This window comes from Bacillus capparidis (genome assembly GCF_017832095.1).
Lineage (GTDB): Bacteria > Bacillota > Bacilli > Bacillales > Bacillaceae > Bacillus > Bacillus gobiensis.
The window spans coordinates 1,093,038-1,109,510 of the sequence record NZ_JAFDST010000002.1 but is presented as its reverse complement, the minus strand read 5'-3'; the positions used below and the strand labels follow the sequence as shown (position 1 = coordinate 1,109,510).

General features: G+C 37.8%; 13 protein-coding genes. 9 read left to right on the top strand and 4 right to left on the bottom strand.

The annotated features are described in order from the left end of the window. The first annotated feature begins 760 nt into the window (after positions 1 to 760). The 5 genes from JOC74_RS12645 to JOC74_RS12625 all read left to right on the top strand — a co-directional run bounded on the left by JOC74_RS12645 (position 761) and on the right by JOC74_RS12625 (position 7,714). Positions 761 to 1,705, top strand: coding sequence for an ABC transporter permease (locus JOC74_RS12645; protein ID WP_053604906.1), 945 nt, complete (start codon positions 761 to 763; stop codon positions 1,703 to 1,705). Then, positions 1,702 to 2,595 (top strand): ABC transporter permease, encoded by an 894-nt coding sequence (locus JOC74_RS12640; protein WP_053604905.1) that lies wholly within the window; start codon positions 1,702 to 1,704, stop codon positions 2,593 to 2,595. The genes JOC74_RS12645 and JOC74_RS12640 overlap by 4 nt, the downstream gene beginning before the upstream one ends. A 12-nt stretch (positions 2,596 to 2,607) precedes the next feature. Further along, the gene (locus tag JOC74_RS12635; RefSeq protein WP_098945254.1) at positions 2,608 to 4,656 is read left to right on the top strand and encodes an ABC transporter ATP-binding protein; all 2,049 of its coding nucleotides are present in this window, start codon (positions 2,608 to 2,610) and stop codon (positions 4,654 to 4,656) included. A gap of 15 nt (positions 4,657 to 4,671) precedes the next feature. Next, on the top strand, positions 4,672 to 6,327 hold the full coding sequence (locus tag JOC74_RS12630; RefSeq protein ID WP_082364144.1) for an ABC transporter substrate-binding protein: 1,656 nt from the start codon (positions 4,672 to 4,674) through the stop codon (positions 6,325 to 6,327). Positions 6,328 to 6,658: 331 nt separating this feature from the next. Next, positions 6,659 to 7,714, top strand: a complete 1,056-nt coding sequence (locus tag JOC74_RS12625; RefSeq protein WP_053604903.1) for an LLM class flavin-dependent oxidoreductase — start codon at positions 6,659 to 6,661, stop codon at positions 7,712 to 7,714. A 323-nt stretch (positions 7,715 to 8,037) separates the two neighbouring features. Here the strand turns inward: JOC74_RS12625 and JOC74_RS12620 are convergent, their stop codons facing one another. Further along, on the bottom strand, positions 8,038 to 9,078 hold the full coding sequence (locus tag JOC74_RS12620; RefSeq protein WP_053604902.1) for an aldo/keto reductase: 1,041 nt from the start codon (positions 9,076 to 9,078) through the stop codon (positions 8,038 to 8,040). A 174-nt stretch (positions 9,079 to 9,252) separates the two neighbouring features. Here JOC74_RS12620 and JOC74_RS12615 point away from each other — a divergent pair, with 174 nt between their 5' ends. Further along, positions 9,253 to 10,137 (top strand): D-psicose 3-epimerase, encoded by an 885-nt coding sequence (locus JOC74_RS12615; RefSeq protein WP_053604901.1) that lies wholly within the window; start codon positions 9,253 to 9,255, stop codon positions 10,135 to 10,137. 40 nt (positions 10,138 to 10,177) lie between these two features. Here the strand turns inward: JOC74_RS12615 and JOC74_RS12610 are convergent, their stop codons facing one another. The 3 genes from JOC74_RS12610 to JOC74_RS12600 all read right to left on the bottom strand — a co-directional run bounded on the left by JOC74_RS12610 (position 10,178) and on the right by JOC74_RS12600 (position 13,289). Next, positions 10,178 to 10,573: a (deoxy)nucleoside triphosphate pyrophosphohydrolase gene (locus tag JOC74_RS12610; RefSeq protein ID WP_053604900.1), complete on the bottom strand. Its 396-nt coding sequence runs from the start codon at positions 10,571 to 10,573 to the stop codon at positions 10,178 to 10,180. Between the two features lie 555 nt (positions 10,574 to 11,128). Then, the gene (locus JOC74_RS12605) at positions 11,129 to 12,391 is read right to left on the bottom strand and encodes a SulP family inorganic anion transporter (protein ID WP_053604899.1); all 1,263 of its coding nucleotides are present in this window, start codon (positions 12,389 to 12,391) and stop codon (positions 11,129 to 11,131) included. Positions 12,392 to 12,692: 301 nt separating this feature from the next. Further along, positions 12,693 to 13,289 (bottom strand): beta-class carbonic anhydrase, encoded by a 597-nt coding sequence (locus JOC74_RS12600; protein ID WP_053604898.1) that lies wholly within the window; start codon positions 13,287 to 13,289, stop codon positions 12,693 to 12,695. 1,042 nt (positions 13,290 to 14,331) lie between these two features. On the opposite strand from JOC74_RS12600, the gene JOC74_RS12595 reads away from it, so the two are divergent. From JOC74_RS12595 to JOC74_RS12585, 3 genes are read left to right on the top strand one after another with little or no spacing between them, the layout of a single operon-like run. Beyond that, positions 14,332 to 15,351, top strand: a complete 1,020-nt coding sequence (locus tag JOC74_RS12595) for a sensor histidine kinase (RefSeq protein WP_211086164.1) — start codon at positions 14,332 to 14,334, stop codon at positions 15,349 to 15,351. Between the two features lie 14 nt (positions 15,352 to 15,365). Continuing rightward, the gene (locus JOC74_RS12590; protein WP_053604896.1) at positions 15,366 to 16,088 is read left to right on the top strand and encodes a LytR/AlgR family response regulator transcription factor; all 723 of its coding nucleotides are present in this window, start codon (positions 15,366 to 15,368) and stop codon (positions 16,086 to 16,088) included. A gap of 24 nt (positions 16,089 to 16,112) precedes the next feature. After that, on the top strand, positions 16,113 to 16,358 hold the full coding sequence (locus JOC74_RS12585; RefSeq protein ID WP_053604895.1) for a YesK family protein: 246 nt from the start codon (positions 16,113 to 16,115) through the stop codon (positions 16,356 to 16,358). The last annotated feature ends 115 nt before the right edge of the window (positions 16,359 to 16,473 follow it).

Sequence of the window (16,473 nt, the reverse complement as noted above, 5' to 3'; positions counted from 1 at the left end):
TGAAGTCCCTAGATCCCAAACCCTCTCCAAACGTCATCGTTTCAAGAGCGAGCCCCGACACTCGTAATCCACTGTTCCCTAATAACTTATATCTCATATTTTATATTGCTGGACAGAACAATCTTATATCGATAATTTTTTCTATCAGATAAAGTATTGCCAAAATCAGGTTTGCTGTGATAGGATAAATTTCAATAAAACATATTATTCACACCTGTTAAGTATGAATTTCAATTTGGTAAGAGCAATTATGAGTGATTAGCTTTGTAAATAATATCAAATGGCCAATTATTCTTGGACCTGAAGCAAACAATCCAATCTAGTGTAAAAAGCGGAAGAATAGGGATATACATGTTTTGGGGTTTCAGAGCACCATCCATGTGTTATCTATTTTAACACTAGAGTCGAGTCGATCCTTGCATTGGAAAAGCATTAGATGGACCTCTTTTATCCACGATGCGTTACAGTGCGGTACCGCGAATAACTAAAAAGACTTCGAAGATCAATGGAGATAGCTGAATATAGAAGTTCCTTTTTTTTATAATAAATTGTTAATTTTTTCTATCTTGGTTAAGTGGTAGGCGTAACAGAGGAAGGTTTAAATATCTTGAAAAAGGGCTAGAAAAGTTTAGGGAGTAGGGGAAGTATAGGTTAAATCATATTTTTTAGATGTGAATAAAGGGTTTTAGAGATATTTTGATTATACTCCACTCAAGTTTTAGATGAACAATTACAAGTTTGGGAAACGGAGATGCTAATGATGCAAAGATTACTAGTAAACAGAGGTATTACCGCATGTATCGTATTACTAGGTTCCTTGTTTTTAGTTTTTTCTATTAATTATTTTTTGCCCAGTGATGTAGTCGATCAGTTGTTAGCTGAAAATGGATCTAATCCAGAAATAGCCGAAAATCTTCGAAAAGAGCTTGGATTAGATTTACCGTTTCATGTGCAATTTTTTAATTATATAACGAACTTGTTTCAAGGCGATTTTGGTCAGTCCATCATAAATGGTGAGCCCGTTATTGAGAAAATTTTTGCTCAACTTCCGGCAACGATCATGTTAACGATAGCAAGTGCTGCCATTGCCATCTTTATAGGAGTTACGTTAGGAGTTTTAGCTGCTATTCATCATAATAGCCTTATTGATTATATGGCGAGAATCGTTGGTTTAGTTGGAATATCAATGCCTACGTTTTGGTCAGGCATTTTATTAATATTGATTTTTTCGATTCAATTAGGATGGTTTCCAGCAATGGGATCAAATGGTTTTAGTACGTTAGTTATGCCTGCTGTAACACTAGGATTAGTAGGGGCTGGTTTTATTGTTCGGATTGTTCGAAACAGTATGCTTGAAGTGATAAATGAATCATTTATTTTAACTCTGCGTTCCAAGGGAATTTCCGAACGGTTAGTGATGTATCGACATGCTTTACGGAATGCACTTATTCCTGCAATTACAATGATTGGAATTATTATTGGAGATTTTTTAGGAGGTGCTGTCGTTATTGAAACGGTATTTGCTAGGCAAGGAATCGGCCGCATTGTCGCAGATGCCATAATGGCGAAAGATTTACCAGTTGTACAAGGTGTGGTTTTCTTTTCAGCAATTATATATGTTTCCATTAACTTGCTTGTAGACATCTCATATTCATTGATTGATCCGAGAATTAGACGTAGCCAGTTAGGAGGTTTCAGCAAATGAGAGAAGCAAATTCAGTACTCGTGAAACAAAAAATGGCTTCTGTACCTCAACGAAAATTTTTTCGTCTTAAATTTTGGGGCTTAGAAAATTTGTTTATCTATTTAGCGGTATCTATTATCGTTTTTTTAACGATTTGTGCCATCGTACCGCAATGGATTGCCCCTTATTCTCCTACTGAAATGTTTTCAGATCAAATATTGCAGTCTCCTTCAGCAAATCATTGGTTTGGAACAGATTATTTTGGAAGAGATGTTTTTAGTGTCGTTGTATATGGCAGCCGCTATTCCATATTAATTGGTTTCTCAGCCGTGTTAGTTGGAGGGATAATTGGCAGTTTAATTGGAGCTATTGCCGGCCATGTTGGAGGAATTGTGAATATGATTTTTATGAGGTTGATTGAAATTTTACAGACGATTCCTGGTTTGTTACTGGCATTAGCATTTGCAGCTGCGCTCGGTGCCAACTTTTTAAACATTGTACTGGCGGTTTCACTTGCTTCGTTACCAAGCTATGCAAGAGTTATATGTGGTCAGATTGTTAGCGTGAAAAATCGGCCATATGTATTAGCATCAAAATCAATTGGTACGTCTAATATTATGATTTTTTTGAACCATGTTTTGCCAAATTCTTATCCTCCTTTGTTAGTAATGGCTTCCAATGGTCTCGGCGTAGCTATTTTAACGGGAGCAGGTTTAAGTTTTCTTGGACTAGGTGTTGTGAGTGAGATCCCAGATTGGGGAGCTTTATTATCTCAAGGCAGAGGTTATTTAGCTGCAGCCTGGTGGATTGCGACTTTTCCTGGTTTAGCTATTTCGATGTTTGTTCTATCGGTGAATATAATTGGTGATCGTCTTCGTGATTATTTTGATCCGAAAAAAAGAATAGCTTAAGGGGGGATATTGTTGAGTACGTTATTAAATGTCCAAGACTTAACAGTAGATTTTAAGACAAAAAAAGGCTTATTAGAAGCCATATCGGATGTCAACTTTACTATAAGACCTGGTGAAACGGTTTGTTTAGTTGGAGAATCAGGAAGTGGGAAATCAGTTACTTCTAAAGCCATTATGAGATTAATTGATTACGAAAATGGAAAGATATCGAATGGCCAAATTTTATTTAATCAAGATGATTTAGTTACAATGTCTAAAAAAAACCTAAATCGAGTACGCGGGAAAAAAATATCTATGGTATTCCAAGAACCGCTAGCGGCTTTTGATCCCGTTTTTACGATCGGGCAACAGCTTACAGAGATAATTCTTCAACATACAAATGTTACAAAAAAGCAAGCGTGGATAAAGGGAGTTACTTTACTAAAAAGGGTGGGAATTTCTGAACCCGATATACGAATGAAGCAATATCCTAATGAATTATCAGGTGGCATATTGCAACGGGCAATGATTGGGATGGCGCTTGCGTGTGAACCGGAGCTGCTGATTGCCGACGAACCAACGACGGCCTTGGATGTAACTATTCAAGCACAAATTATTGATTTATTAAATGAGTTAAAAACAGAGTTTAATATGGCAATTCTTCTAGTGACACATGATTTAGGTGTTGCCGCACAGCTAGCCGACCGAATTATTGTGATGTATGCAGGGAAAATAGTGGAAGAAGCGACTGTTCAGCAGCTATTTCAAAAACCACATCATCCTTATACTCGCGGCCTTTTACAATCGATCCCGAAGAAAGAGAAACGAAAGCTTTATTCAATTGAAGGTTCGATTCCTAACCTTTCAGAAATGCCGATAGGATGCAGGTTTCATCCAAGATGCCCTTTTGCTACAGAAAAGTGTCAAGCGGAAAGTCCTCCATTATTTTTTGTAAATGATCGGTACAGTGCTTGTTGGTATACAGAGAAGTTGGTGGAGGATAAAAATTGGTTTGAGCAAGAAACGGTTAACCATTCTCCTTTACGGGTGAAGGAATCTAAAGAAGAGGAAGAACCTGGAGAAGTCATCGAGAAAAAAGATTTATTTGAGATTAAGGGACTAAGTAAATATTACGCTTTAAAACAATCAGGTAAACAGATTAAAGCCGTAGATCAAGTGTCATTTTCCATTAAAGAAGGAGAGACATTTGGGTTAGTAGGTGAATCTGGGAGTGGAAAATCGACATTAGGTCGAGCGATTCTTCAACTGGAAAAAATGACATCAGGTGATGTGTTGTTTCAAGGACAATCATTGTTACAGTTGAAAAACTCGGAAATGAGAAAAATCCGGAAAAATATGCAAATGATTTTTCAAGACCCTTATGGCTCCATTGACCCACGCTGGACCATCGGTGAAATTATTGCTGAACCGTTAAAAGTACATCAAAAAAGAAAGGCAACGAAACAAATAGAAACAGAAGTGAAAGAGCTTTTAACAAAAGTGGGACTTAATCCTGATTGGCATCAACGTTATCCTCATGAGTTCTCAGGCGGACAGCGGCAAAGGATTGGTATAGCAAGAGCAATTGCTGTAAATCCATCATTTATTTTAGCTGATGAAGCGGTTTCGGCATTAGATGTTTCAGTGCAAGCACAAATTATTAATCTGTTAAAAGAGCTGCAGCAATCGCTGAGGCTAACGTATCTATTTATCGGACATAACTTAAATATTGTACGTCATATTTCTGATCGGGTAGGTGTGATGTACTTAGGGAAAATAGTTGAAATTGCTCCTAGTGAAGAGTTATTTAACCGCCCTGCTCATCCCTATACAGAAGCGTTAATAAGGTCTATTCCTCATTCTGATCCGACGAATCTAAAGAAGAACGTTGTTTCCATTCAAGGAGAAATTGCATCTCCGGTTAATTTGCCCTCAGGCTGCCGATTCCGAACGCGGTGTCCGTTTGCGACGGAGCGTTGTAGCGAGGAGGTGCCTGAATTAAAAGAATTTAAACCAGGACGCCATGTTGCATGCCATTACTCTTCATTAGTTTTTGATAACGAAAAGAAAGTTATTTCATAGTTTGAAGGGATGAATATGATGATTACAAGAAACAAGCCACACAAGAAAATACTTATTCAAATTGCATGCCTCCTGTTTCTTTTAGCCGGTTGCTCTAATGCTGGTAATTCGAACTCATCAACTATAGGTACAGAAGAAAGTAAGTCGAGTAAGCCAGTGTCTGGTGGAGAATTTACATATGCATTATCCACTCCTCCGGATACTTTGGATCCCCAAGCAAGTGGTTTTGCAGTTTCGTACAGGGTACTTAAAAGTATTTTTGAAACGTTAGTATATCAGTCTAAAGATAATACGATTGAGCCTTGGCTTGCTACAGAATGGGATATTTCTGAAGATCAAAAGTCTTACACATTTAAATTAAGAGACGATGTCACTTTTCACGACGGTTCTAAATTTAATGCCGAAGTGGTGAAATATAATTTTGAAAGAATATTAAATCCAAAAACAAGAGCTACAACTGCAGCGTCCTATCTAGGAAAATTTAAATCTATAGAAATATTAGATGACTATACAATAAAAATTAACTTATCTGAACCATCGGCTACATTTTTAACTCTATTAGCTCATACAAATCTCTCCATTGTCTCACAAGAAGCTGCAGAAAAGTATGGAGATCAATTCAATGCCCATCCCGTAGGGTCAGGTCCTTTTAAATTTGTTGAACAAGTAGAAAATGATCGGATTGTACTGGAGAAGAATGAAAATTATCATGGAGGATACCCTTTTGCTGAACATGATGGCCCGGCCTATTTGGATAAACTTGTTTTTAAAATCATACCTGAAGAGGCAACTCGAATTGGAAGTGTCCAAAGCGGGCAAGTGAATGCGATTGAAACTGTACCTCCACAAGATGTAGTTTCAATCAAAGCGAATAATCAATTAAACATTCTTGAGGCAGCTACAGGAGGACTTCCCTATACGTTGTTTATCAATCAAACGACGGCACCTTGGGATGATGTAAAAGCAAGACAAGCTTTAAAGGCAGCTATTGATGTAAAGACGATTGTGAATACATTATACTTGGGAACGTATAAAAGAGCATGGTCTTCACTGGCGCCTATTACCTTTGGTTATGATAAGAGTCTCGAAAATAAAGACTCATATGATGTGAAAAAAGCGAACCAATTATTTGATGAATTGGGTTGGGAAAAAGCATCTGACGGATTACGTAAAAAAGATGGAAAAACACTTACTTTACGTATACTTAACGATGCTATCAATCGTGAGAAAAGACAAGATATTTCACTAATGGTTCAACAACAATTAAAAGAAGTAGGCGTACAAGTGGAACTTATTACAACAAATGATCCATTGAGTATTCTGAAGGATGCAAAAGGATACGATCTTCGTGGAAACAGCCGAGTGGCTTTAGATCCTGATGACTTAACTCTTTTTTATCATTCTCAAAAAACTCGTGATACGGGAGGACTTAATCTTAGTTGGATAAAAGATAAGGAAATCGATACTTGGTTAGAGAATGCCGCTGTAGAATTAGATAAAGAAAAACGGGCGGATCTCTATAAGCAAGTGCAACAAAAATTAATTGATCAGGTTGCGGTTATTCCAATTTATGATTTCCCATATACAGTTGCTGCAGCTAAAAAAGTGCAGGGGCTAAAGTTTGATTCGCTTGGCTATCCTTTATTTTTTGATGTGAATTTACAAAAATAGGAGGAATTCCAGAATCGTGTTGAAAAACACAGGTCACCTGTATGATAGGTGTTTAGCTTAGTTATTCAATGAAAAATAGAGACTGCATCACATATCATACAGGATTTTATTAATCAAACGTTTATCCCGTAAAAGTCCGATTGGTTCAACTAACAATCAGTGGGGGACGAATGTACGAAGGCTAAAAGCTCAGGCGTCCTGTGCGGGCGCCTTCACTAGCATATCCTATGCGTCGACCCCCCCACTGATTGAAGTTTCACTTTATTAAAGACAAAAAATATGAAACCGGTTAATCAATAGATAACAAAATAATATGAAGGGGGTTTAAAAGTTGAAATTTGTTTTGATTAGCCTTTTGAGTAATCACCCAAACGGCGTGACCGGAGAAGTATTTACTGAGCAACAAATGTTTCAAAACGTGCTAAATCAGGCTGTTCTCGCTGAAGAACTTGGTTTTGATGGCTATGGGGTGGGTGAGCGTCATGGTGCACCATTCTTGTCTTCCTCACCGGCAGTGACGCTGACGGCCATTGCAGCTCAGACCTCAAAAATCCGTTTGTTGACTACAGTAATGGTTCTGAGCGTGCTTGACCCGGTACGTGTGGCTGAAGATTATGCTACACTAGACCATCTTTCAGGCGGACGACTAGATGTAATAATTGGTAAAGGGAACGATCCGCGACATTATCCGCTTTTCGGGATTACCGAGGAGGAGCAATGGGAATCTCTTGCAGATCGGTATAAGCTTCTGAAGCTCTTATGGAATGAAGTAGGCGTCACTTGGGAGGGGAAATATCGCCCGCCTATAAACAATGTAACCACAAAACCTAGACCTTTTCAAAAACAAATTCCAGTGTGGCATGGCAGTGCATCAAGTCCGCTTTCTACTGAGCTTGCTGCGAAGTATGGCGAACCTATTTTTTCATCGAATACGTTTCATCCGATGGCTAAGTACAAAGCGTTAATTGATCACTATCGCGAACGTCTAGCTTATTATGGCCATGATCCTAAACAGGCAGTAGTCGGATCAGGCGCAAGAGGCTTGTATTTGGCAAATACTACGGAAGAAGCAATTAAACGCTATCGCCCGTATTATGATGCCCATATGAATACAGAAGCATCGAGGTTCAATCAACCGCCTTTTAGAGATCTGGAAGATCACATTCAAAACGGATCTGCACTAGTTGGCAGTACTGATCAAGTGATCGAGAAGATTTTAAAATACTACGAGGCTTACGGACATCAAGTGCAAAGTATTAGTGTAGAGGGATTAAGTAAAAATGAGCAGCGAGAGCAACTCGAGAGATTCGCCACTGAAGTTATGCCGGTGTTGCGACGTGAGATCCCAAGCACAGTATGGGACAGTAAACGGCCAACACTGATATAAAGTGTTCATTCCTAAAAAAGTGTCTAATCCTTTCATTGGCAGAACTATGTAATATCATCAGGTATTGGGTTAGAGAATTCGACGTATAAATAAAAAACAGGTTGTACCTCCTTGTAACGCTTCTTCCTCTTATTAATCTAGACAAAAGAATCACCGAGGTTTAAGGACATCCCCCATCTATTGGCTTCTTAAAAAAGAAACACGAAGAAGTTAAGGTTGAATGTCCTTTTGTGGTGGTACAATGCTTAGGGCGAATAATAGTCCCAAGTGAGTTCTCTACTTGGGACTCGTTTAAGTCGCGTTAGCGATTTTGTTCTAAAGTATTATTTCCGATGGTTATCAATTAACGAAAAAGTTTCTCCATGAATCACACTTCGTACGTGGTCCGTTTTAAGAAAGTCATGTGGAAAGCCTAACTCGATTTTGCTTGCTTCATCGAGTTGTTTGAGATGATCTGCGCTTAATGTGAAATTCAAGCTATCCAAATTATCTTTTAGCTGAGTTGCTTTTCTTGCGCCAACGATCGGAATGATTTGGTCAGATTGCTGGCGTACCCAATTGATGGCCACTTGTGCCGGAGATTTGTCGATTTCATTGGCGATTTCCACAACAAGCTTCGCGATTTCTTTATTTTTTTGAGTTAAACGAGGGTTGTCCTGAGAAAGCCGTTTAGACTCTGAATTTGCATCCTCTGATTGATTCAAATACTTGCCTGTCAGCGCCCCGCCCGCAATCGGCGCCCATGCGGTGACTCCGATATCGAACGCTTTTGCCATAGGCAATAGGTCTCTTTCCGGCGCTCGCTGCAACAAGCTGTATTCAATTTGCAGTCCGATGAATGGAGTCCATCCACGTAAAGCAGCTAACGTATTCGCTTGGGAAATGATCCAAGCAGGTGTATCAGAAATCCCGACATACAACACCTTGCCAGCTCGTACTAAATCATCTAACGCCCGCATGACTTCTTCAACAGGTGTGAGAAAATCCCATGCGTGGAGCCACAGTAAATCAATATAATCGGTTTGCAGCCTTTTTAAACTGCTTTCAACGGACTGAACCAAATTTTTCCGATGATTTCCTCCGCCATTGGGGTCGGTACTCCGATTCGTTAACGTATACTTCGTACCAAGTACTATTTGCTCTCTGACCGGTTTGATAAACTCACCTAGAAATGCCTCACTTGATCCATCGGTATAGAAGTTGGCAGTATCAATGAAATTGCCGCCGGCTTCTACAAACAGGTTAAACATGTCTTGGCTTTCACTTTTTGAAGTTCCTAGATCCCAATCCTCTCCAAACGTCATAGTTCCAAGAGCAAGCTCCGACACTCGTAATCCGCTATTCCCTAACAGCTTATATCTCATGTTTACTGCTCCTTTTCGTTATGATTTGGCTTCTTTTTTAGTCTAGAGCCTAGAGTGCACTCGAGGTCAAGAATTATGTATTCTACCACCCGAAATGCATGGAGATGTTTAAACGGTTCAATTAAATGGAAAAGTCCAGAGTAGATATGTTTTTAAACAAAGGTGGTGGATAAAATGAAGTATGGCATTCATTTTGGGTACTGGACACAGGAGTGGGATACCGATATCAAACCGCTAATCCCCAAGGCCGCAAATCTTGGTTTTGATGTGTTGGAAGTAGGGCCATTTCCAGGATTGATGGAGCAGGACCAACAGGAAATGAACGAGGTAAAACGCATTGCAGCTGACCATAACATCGAGCTGACCTATTGCTTGGGTTTATCACCGGATTTGGATCTTACTTCTCCAGATGATACTACCCGGATAAAAGGGATTCGCTACATTCAGCAGCTTATCGAATCGGTGTATCAAATGGGCGGAAGCCAGTTAAGCGGCATTTTATACAGTGATTGGCCGGCCATGTACAAAGAAGTCAAAACGATGGATGATAAAAAGAATGCGTTGGTTCGGGCGGAAGAATCGTTAGAGGTGGTTTTAGAAACCGCTGTCTTCTACGGTATTCATTGTTCCTTGGAGCTTGTTAACCGCTTTGAGCAGTGGCTGATGAACAGTGTGGATGAGGGGGTTGCTTTTCAGGAAAGCTTAAACCATTCGAACTGTTCTCTATTGCTGGATACCTTTCATATGAACATAGAAGAAGACGACATTCCCGCAGCAATTCGTCGAGCCGGACAAAATATTGGTCATTTTCATGTTTGTGAAAACAATCGAAAAGTGCCTCGTCCAGGGTCAAGATTGGATTGGCCAAGCATTCTTCAAGCGTTGAAGGATATTGATTATTCAGGACGGATCGTCTTTGAACCGTTTGTGAAGCCTGAAGGAACAATTGGGAAAGACATTCGCATCTGGCGCGATCTTAGCGGCCAAGCGAATGAGGAACAAATCGACCAGCAGCTGAAAGAAGGATTGCACTATTTGAAATCTACATTTTCTCATTAATCGATACTAGAAAAGGATAGTCTTCTCGGTTTCGAGGAGGCTATTTTTCCGATAGTAATTGTTTTACCGCAGGAATGTCAGCAGGCACCCATTTTAAGGAATCAAGATTTTCTCTTTTAAGCCAGATTAATTTTGAATGTTCGCTCGGTGTTGGAGTTCCCTCAACAATACGGCATTTAATAACGATTAGATTAATAATGAACGTGTCATATTCATGGAGATTTTCAATTAGGATTTCTTTCGTTTCAATTTGGCAGCTCAATTCCTCGTTTATTTCTCTTACTAACGCGGAGAAGATATTTTCGTCGGCCTCTACTTTCCCTCCTGGAAATTCCCACATATTCGGGTTATTCATTTCCGGAGATCTTAGTGCACAGAGAATCTCTTTTTGATCATTTTCGATAACGGCCGCGACGACCTTGACGGTTTTTTTCAATGTTATCCCTCCAATTGTAATCACGTGAGGGAGATTCTTGATAAGAACATAACATAAGCCACTATATTAAATAGTTTAACTTCCTCTTTGGAAAAGTCCTTCCTAGTATTGTTTATGATCAATCTCAGGATAAGAGCCTCAGATTCATATTCTCATTATGCTCATGATTAGATTCTTTTTCCTTCCCCACTGCTGAGAATGGGGTTGTTTTTTAATTTTTTTTATGAAAGAAATCGGAAATTGCATGAATAATCTCTGTTCCTTGATACAGAAATAAACTAAGGGCTGTTAACGAAAAACACGCAATTATAATACTTCTCAACCAAAACATCATCAATACCTCCTTAATATTGCTTATAGGGTAAGAGTCTCAGATTCCTGTTCGTATTATGGGGGTGATTAGTCGGTAACCAATTCTTTTTTCTTCTTCACTCTCGCTGTCAAGTAGTACGTGCCGGATAAACACCTCGTTACATTCTCTAAATGCAAATTGTTGACTGACGTCCAAGGCAACGACACCTGCTTATCCGACTAACATTTGTCGCATGAAGTCCGTTAAATGGCCTTCTTTAATTGTTTTTGATTATCTTTCATTCTCTTTCTAAGACACATAAAGGCAAAAAGACATAATCCTGCTCCAATTCCCATTGTTAAATTAGCAAAAACAGTCAACAAAAAGGTAACCATTAAAATCAATGAATGTCCCGATTTTTCTTTTAGGATACTAGCAAATTGTTCCTTTTTGCTTATGTTCCATGACACAACCATCAAAACCGGAGCTAGGCTAGCAAGCGCAACATGGGAAGCATAGGGTGCAAGTAATAATAATACTAATAAAACGAATAAAGCATGTGTTATTCCTGCAATTGGCGATGAGCCACCATTTTTGATATTTGTGACGGTTCGTGCTACCTCCCCAGCCGCTGGAATTCCATGAAATAAAGGTATAACCATATTTACAATGCCCTGTCCAATTAGCTCTTTTTTACTGTTATGCTTTGAACGAGTCATTTCATCTGCAACTCGAGCCGTTAATAAAGATTGCAATCCAATAAGGATGGCAATTACAAAGGAAGATGGCAAGAGATATATGATTTTTTCTATGGTCACCTTAGGAAAATCAGGTAAAGGTAATTGATGTGGGATTTCCCCATAAATAGAACCGATGGTTTCTATTTGATTCGAATAGAAAAAAGACGAAACTAGACTTGAGACAAGGATGCCTAGTAAATAGGAAATCCCTCCAACTTTAGGAAAATAACGTTGCGCAATTACAATAATCAGTAAACAAAGAAGTGCAGTGATTATAGTATAGATGCCTACAAGGTAGAGATTTCCTACTATTTCCTTGATATTTAAATGAAAATATTCGTATTTTTCAATATTGTGCAATCCTAGAAAGTTTGGAATTTGACCGCTGAATATAATAACCGCAATACCAGACTGAAAACCAATAATAATTGACTGAGGAAAAAATTTGATTAAATTTCCTACCTTGCATAGCCCAAAGATGATAAGCAAAATACCAGCCATAAACCCGGCAATTAATAAGTTTTCAAATCCGAATTGCAAAATAATACCCAATAAAACCGGAACAAAAGCACCAGTAGGACCTCCAATCTGAAATCTGGATCCTCCTAAAATGGAAATCAATAAACCGGCCACAATCGTTGTATAAAGTCCTGTGACAGGAGATGTTCCAGAAGCAATCGCAAACCCTAATCCCAATGGAATAGCTATAATACCAACAACAGTTCCTGATAGCACATCTTTTTTTAAGTTGTGTAAGGAATAGTCTCTGAACGCGTCTAAGTTCACGTACGTTACCCTCCCAATTGAATTATTAAAAAGGTTATTTTGTAACTTGAGTTAATACGAACAATGGGATTTTCGGTAAATATTATTAATGTTAATATGACGAGAGTTAAGACTTATCACAGTGACAGGGACACTATAGATATTTACTCTATTTAGATTCACCACAAAATAATTCTCATTTTAAAAGCAGAAAACATGCCTCCAATAATGAAGTGTAGAGGCAATACCCAACTTTACCTGAAGCAAAATCAAATACCATCAATTAATGGAGGCACAACAATCACTTGCTGCTTGAGAAAAACTACATAGTGACTGGGTTGGATTTCTTAGAATTGGCCTGTTTATATCCATCTGTGATGAGATCTAATTTACCTGTTTCAGGACAGATCACCATACCATGAACGGAAATATTTTCTGGCATTAAAGGGTGGTTTTTAATCAAATGAACACTATTTTCCACATTCTTCTCTACACATTCAAAACCCGTCAGCCATTCAGATACATTAATACCGGCATTAACTAGAGTATCAATTCGATCTTCGCTAACACCATTTTGCTTTGCGCTGTCTAGAATGGAACCAGGTTCAAGGCCTTCCATTCCACATCCGCGGTGCCCAATCACACATACTTCTTCAGCTTTTAATCCATATATAGCTACAAGAATACTGCGCATAATGCTGCCAAAAGGATGCGATACCACAGCTCCAGCATTCTTGATGATTTTCGCGTCCCCGTTTTTTAAACCCATCGCTTTTGGAAGTAGTTCCAGCAAACGAGTATCCATGCACGTGAGAATAACAATTTTTTTATCTGGAAACTTTGAGGTCTGAAATGCTTCATAATTTTTTTGGTTTACAAAGGAATTATTAAATTCCGTAATTTTCTGAATAATAGACATGGATTTTCCTCTCCTTCGTAATTAGCTTAAAAAGATTTTTTTATTGATTTTATTGGTTTGTTTCTTCAGGTTTTATCGTTTCTATTTGCTAATATTCATTCCATCCTCTCACCCGGCAAAATTACAAACACACATATGTTTAACCCTCCCTTGGAAACGATTTTAAATTGGTCAAAGGCAATGCCTGATCAGTAAGAGCTACATCGTAAGATTGAATTGTACAACGATTCAAATTGTACAGTATGCAAAACCAGAGTCTATCATTCTGCGATAACAAGATGATTTATCGGGGTAAGAGAACGTTTTCAGGAAGATATGTGAAAGTATTAGTCTGATTAATGATGTTAATTTTGGAGAATAGAAGTTAGTATAGGTATCGACTGGCTCTCGCAACAAAAGTAAACAAACTTTAACAGAAAGTAAACAAATTTAGGAGGGGTATTTTCTGTCCATTTTCCCTCGACCGTCAGATAAATAGTCTAATAGGATTAAAGAAAAGACATCGAACATCCATTTAAATAAGAAGAAAGTCATAAGGTAGAGAGTGTTCTCAGGGGAAATATAAAAACTCATAAATATTTCAAATTATTGTAAAAATTCATAATTTCTTTACAATACTACTTTATAATTGTGAAAACATAATCAAACGCAAAGAACCTTTACAAATTTAAAAAGTGGTTGAAGTGTTCCAATGATCTCTATTATGAAGAATTTGTTTAAGATAAAGTTCATGCATGTGTAGGAGGGAACCAGAAGGTTGATTTTTTTTCTTTCCATAATTGAATCGTTTGTCTATTTGTTTTTAGTTTTCACCATATTTGGTATAGATTGGGCACGTTTCAAGAAACATGCCGTTTGTTTTATTGGTCTTTTATCTTTATTCAAGTTATTATTGTTCTTAAAATTTCCCATTGAGTTGACAATGATCGCTCACGCTATTTTCAATATTTTTTTATTGAGAAATCTTTATCTCTTCTCGTGGAGTGTGGCTGCTCTAATTAGCCTGTCCCAATTAGCTATCCAATCAATGGTAGAGAACATAATGATTCATTTGTGTGATGTCACTTCTCTTTATTACCTTAAGGATAAATTGGAATACTCGGTAAGGGAATTACTCATCATGTTGGGTATTGACTTTTTGCTGTTTTTAATCGGACTATTTTTCTATTTAAAAAAGATATCTTTCTTAAAATGGTTTACAGTCCAACATACTGAGTTTACGAATTACCTCCTCTTTCTAATGGGGGTGTTCCTCATTCAAGATGAGCTCATAAGCCTGATCAGTATACGAAATCTAAAAATGACACAACAGTCTGGGGATTATTTTATTATCATCTCGATGATTTCAATTGGAATTATGGGAATAACCATGTTTTTGCTATATTCTTTTGGAAAGAAACTTGAACTTCAAACCATGGAACAAACTGAAAGAGTTTACCTACGGAATATAGGGGAATTGATTTCCTCCGTTCGTGCTCAACGGCATGATTATCACAACCACATGCAGGTGATTTCCGGGTTAATCCACCGGAAGGAATACGAAGAAGTTTCTGAGTATCTAAACGAATTGAATGTTGAGTTACAATCGCAACAGGCAATATTGCATTTAAACCATACTGCCCTGAGCGCATTATTTCAGGCAAAAAAAGAAATCGCACAAGTTCATCATGTTACGATGAAGATTGATGCTTATACATCGATTCCTTCTATGGAAATTAAATCCTTTGAACTGGTACAAATTCTGGGAAATCTTCTTGATAACGCCATTGAGGAAGAAATAAAAGTTCCTTCTAATAGGCGAATGATAAAGGTAACAATAGACCGAATGATGAACAGCATGGTTGTTTTTCACGTTCATAACCTCAATTCATGGATTGAAGCGAACAAGATGAGCATAATCTTCCAGGAAGGATATACAACCAAGGAAGGACATAAAGGGATTGGTTTGCTAACTGCAAAACGGCTTTCGTTAAAATATCAGAGTCATATTGAGGTTGAAAGTGACCCGGAATCAGGAACAACATTTTCTGTTTTTATCCCTTTTTCGAAAAAGAAGGAATGAAAGGAGGATCCGAAGTGTCCTATACCGTAGTAGTTGCCGAAGATAATGAGAAAATACGAAATGAACTAGTCGAGTTTATGAAATATAATGGATTTACTATCATGGCTGAAGCAAAATCGGCAAAAGAAACAAAAAAATATGTACAAAATCTGCGACCGCAAGTTTTGTTTGTGGATATTAAAATGCCGGATGGAGATGGATACACGATTGCCAAAGAGTTACGTTTGCAAATTCCTGACTTGCGCATTGTGTTTATTACTGGAACGACAGAATTTGCGTCTCAAGCGTATGAGATCGAGGCTGTTGATTATGTTGTCAAACCCTTTTCCCATGAGCGTTTATATCAATGCTTTAAGCGCATTGATAAGTCTTTTGAAACCAGTCAAACGACGCAATTTCTTCCTCGGTTAAGCATCCGAAGCCGGAACATCGTGGAAGTTATAGACCAAGAAGAAATTATATTTATTAGTACAGAAAATAAATCTACCCAAATTATGGTTGCTGGAAAACCGACTAAAGAAATCAGAACATTGGAATCTTTGAAAAATATGGAGGAAAGACTTGATCCGTCTATCTTTATACGTACCCACAAGAGCTACATTATTAATATCAAACATATCAGCCGAATTGAGCCTTCGGGTCAAACTTATGTTGTATTTTTCAAAAATACATCAAAGATGGCGTTTGTCAGCCGGAATTATTTATCTAGCTTGTATAAGAGGTTACAGATAGATTAGACCGACATACGGAGGTAAGATGAAATGGCATTTATTCTAATGACAGCTTTTTTTATCGCGATTATCATAGGAATTTCTATCAGTTTTAATAAAAAACCCTCGCTACAATACGGAATTCTATTTATGGTATTAAGTATTATCTTATTTATTGTAAGTTTTATTGTTGGAAGATGGGAAGGAATGGGGCTCGGTGTTATTAGTGTTTCGTTGCTTATCTCATCGATAATCTCCCTCTTTTTCATATGTTTTTTAAGGTTTTCTAAAGGTTAGATTTAAAATAAGAAGGTGTCTCAAAAGCATAGCTTTAAAGACATCCTATATTTTTGAATGATGAAAGCTTTTTAATCTAGCAAGTATCTATTTATTGGTAAGACTAAGACTCTTT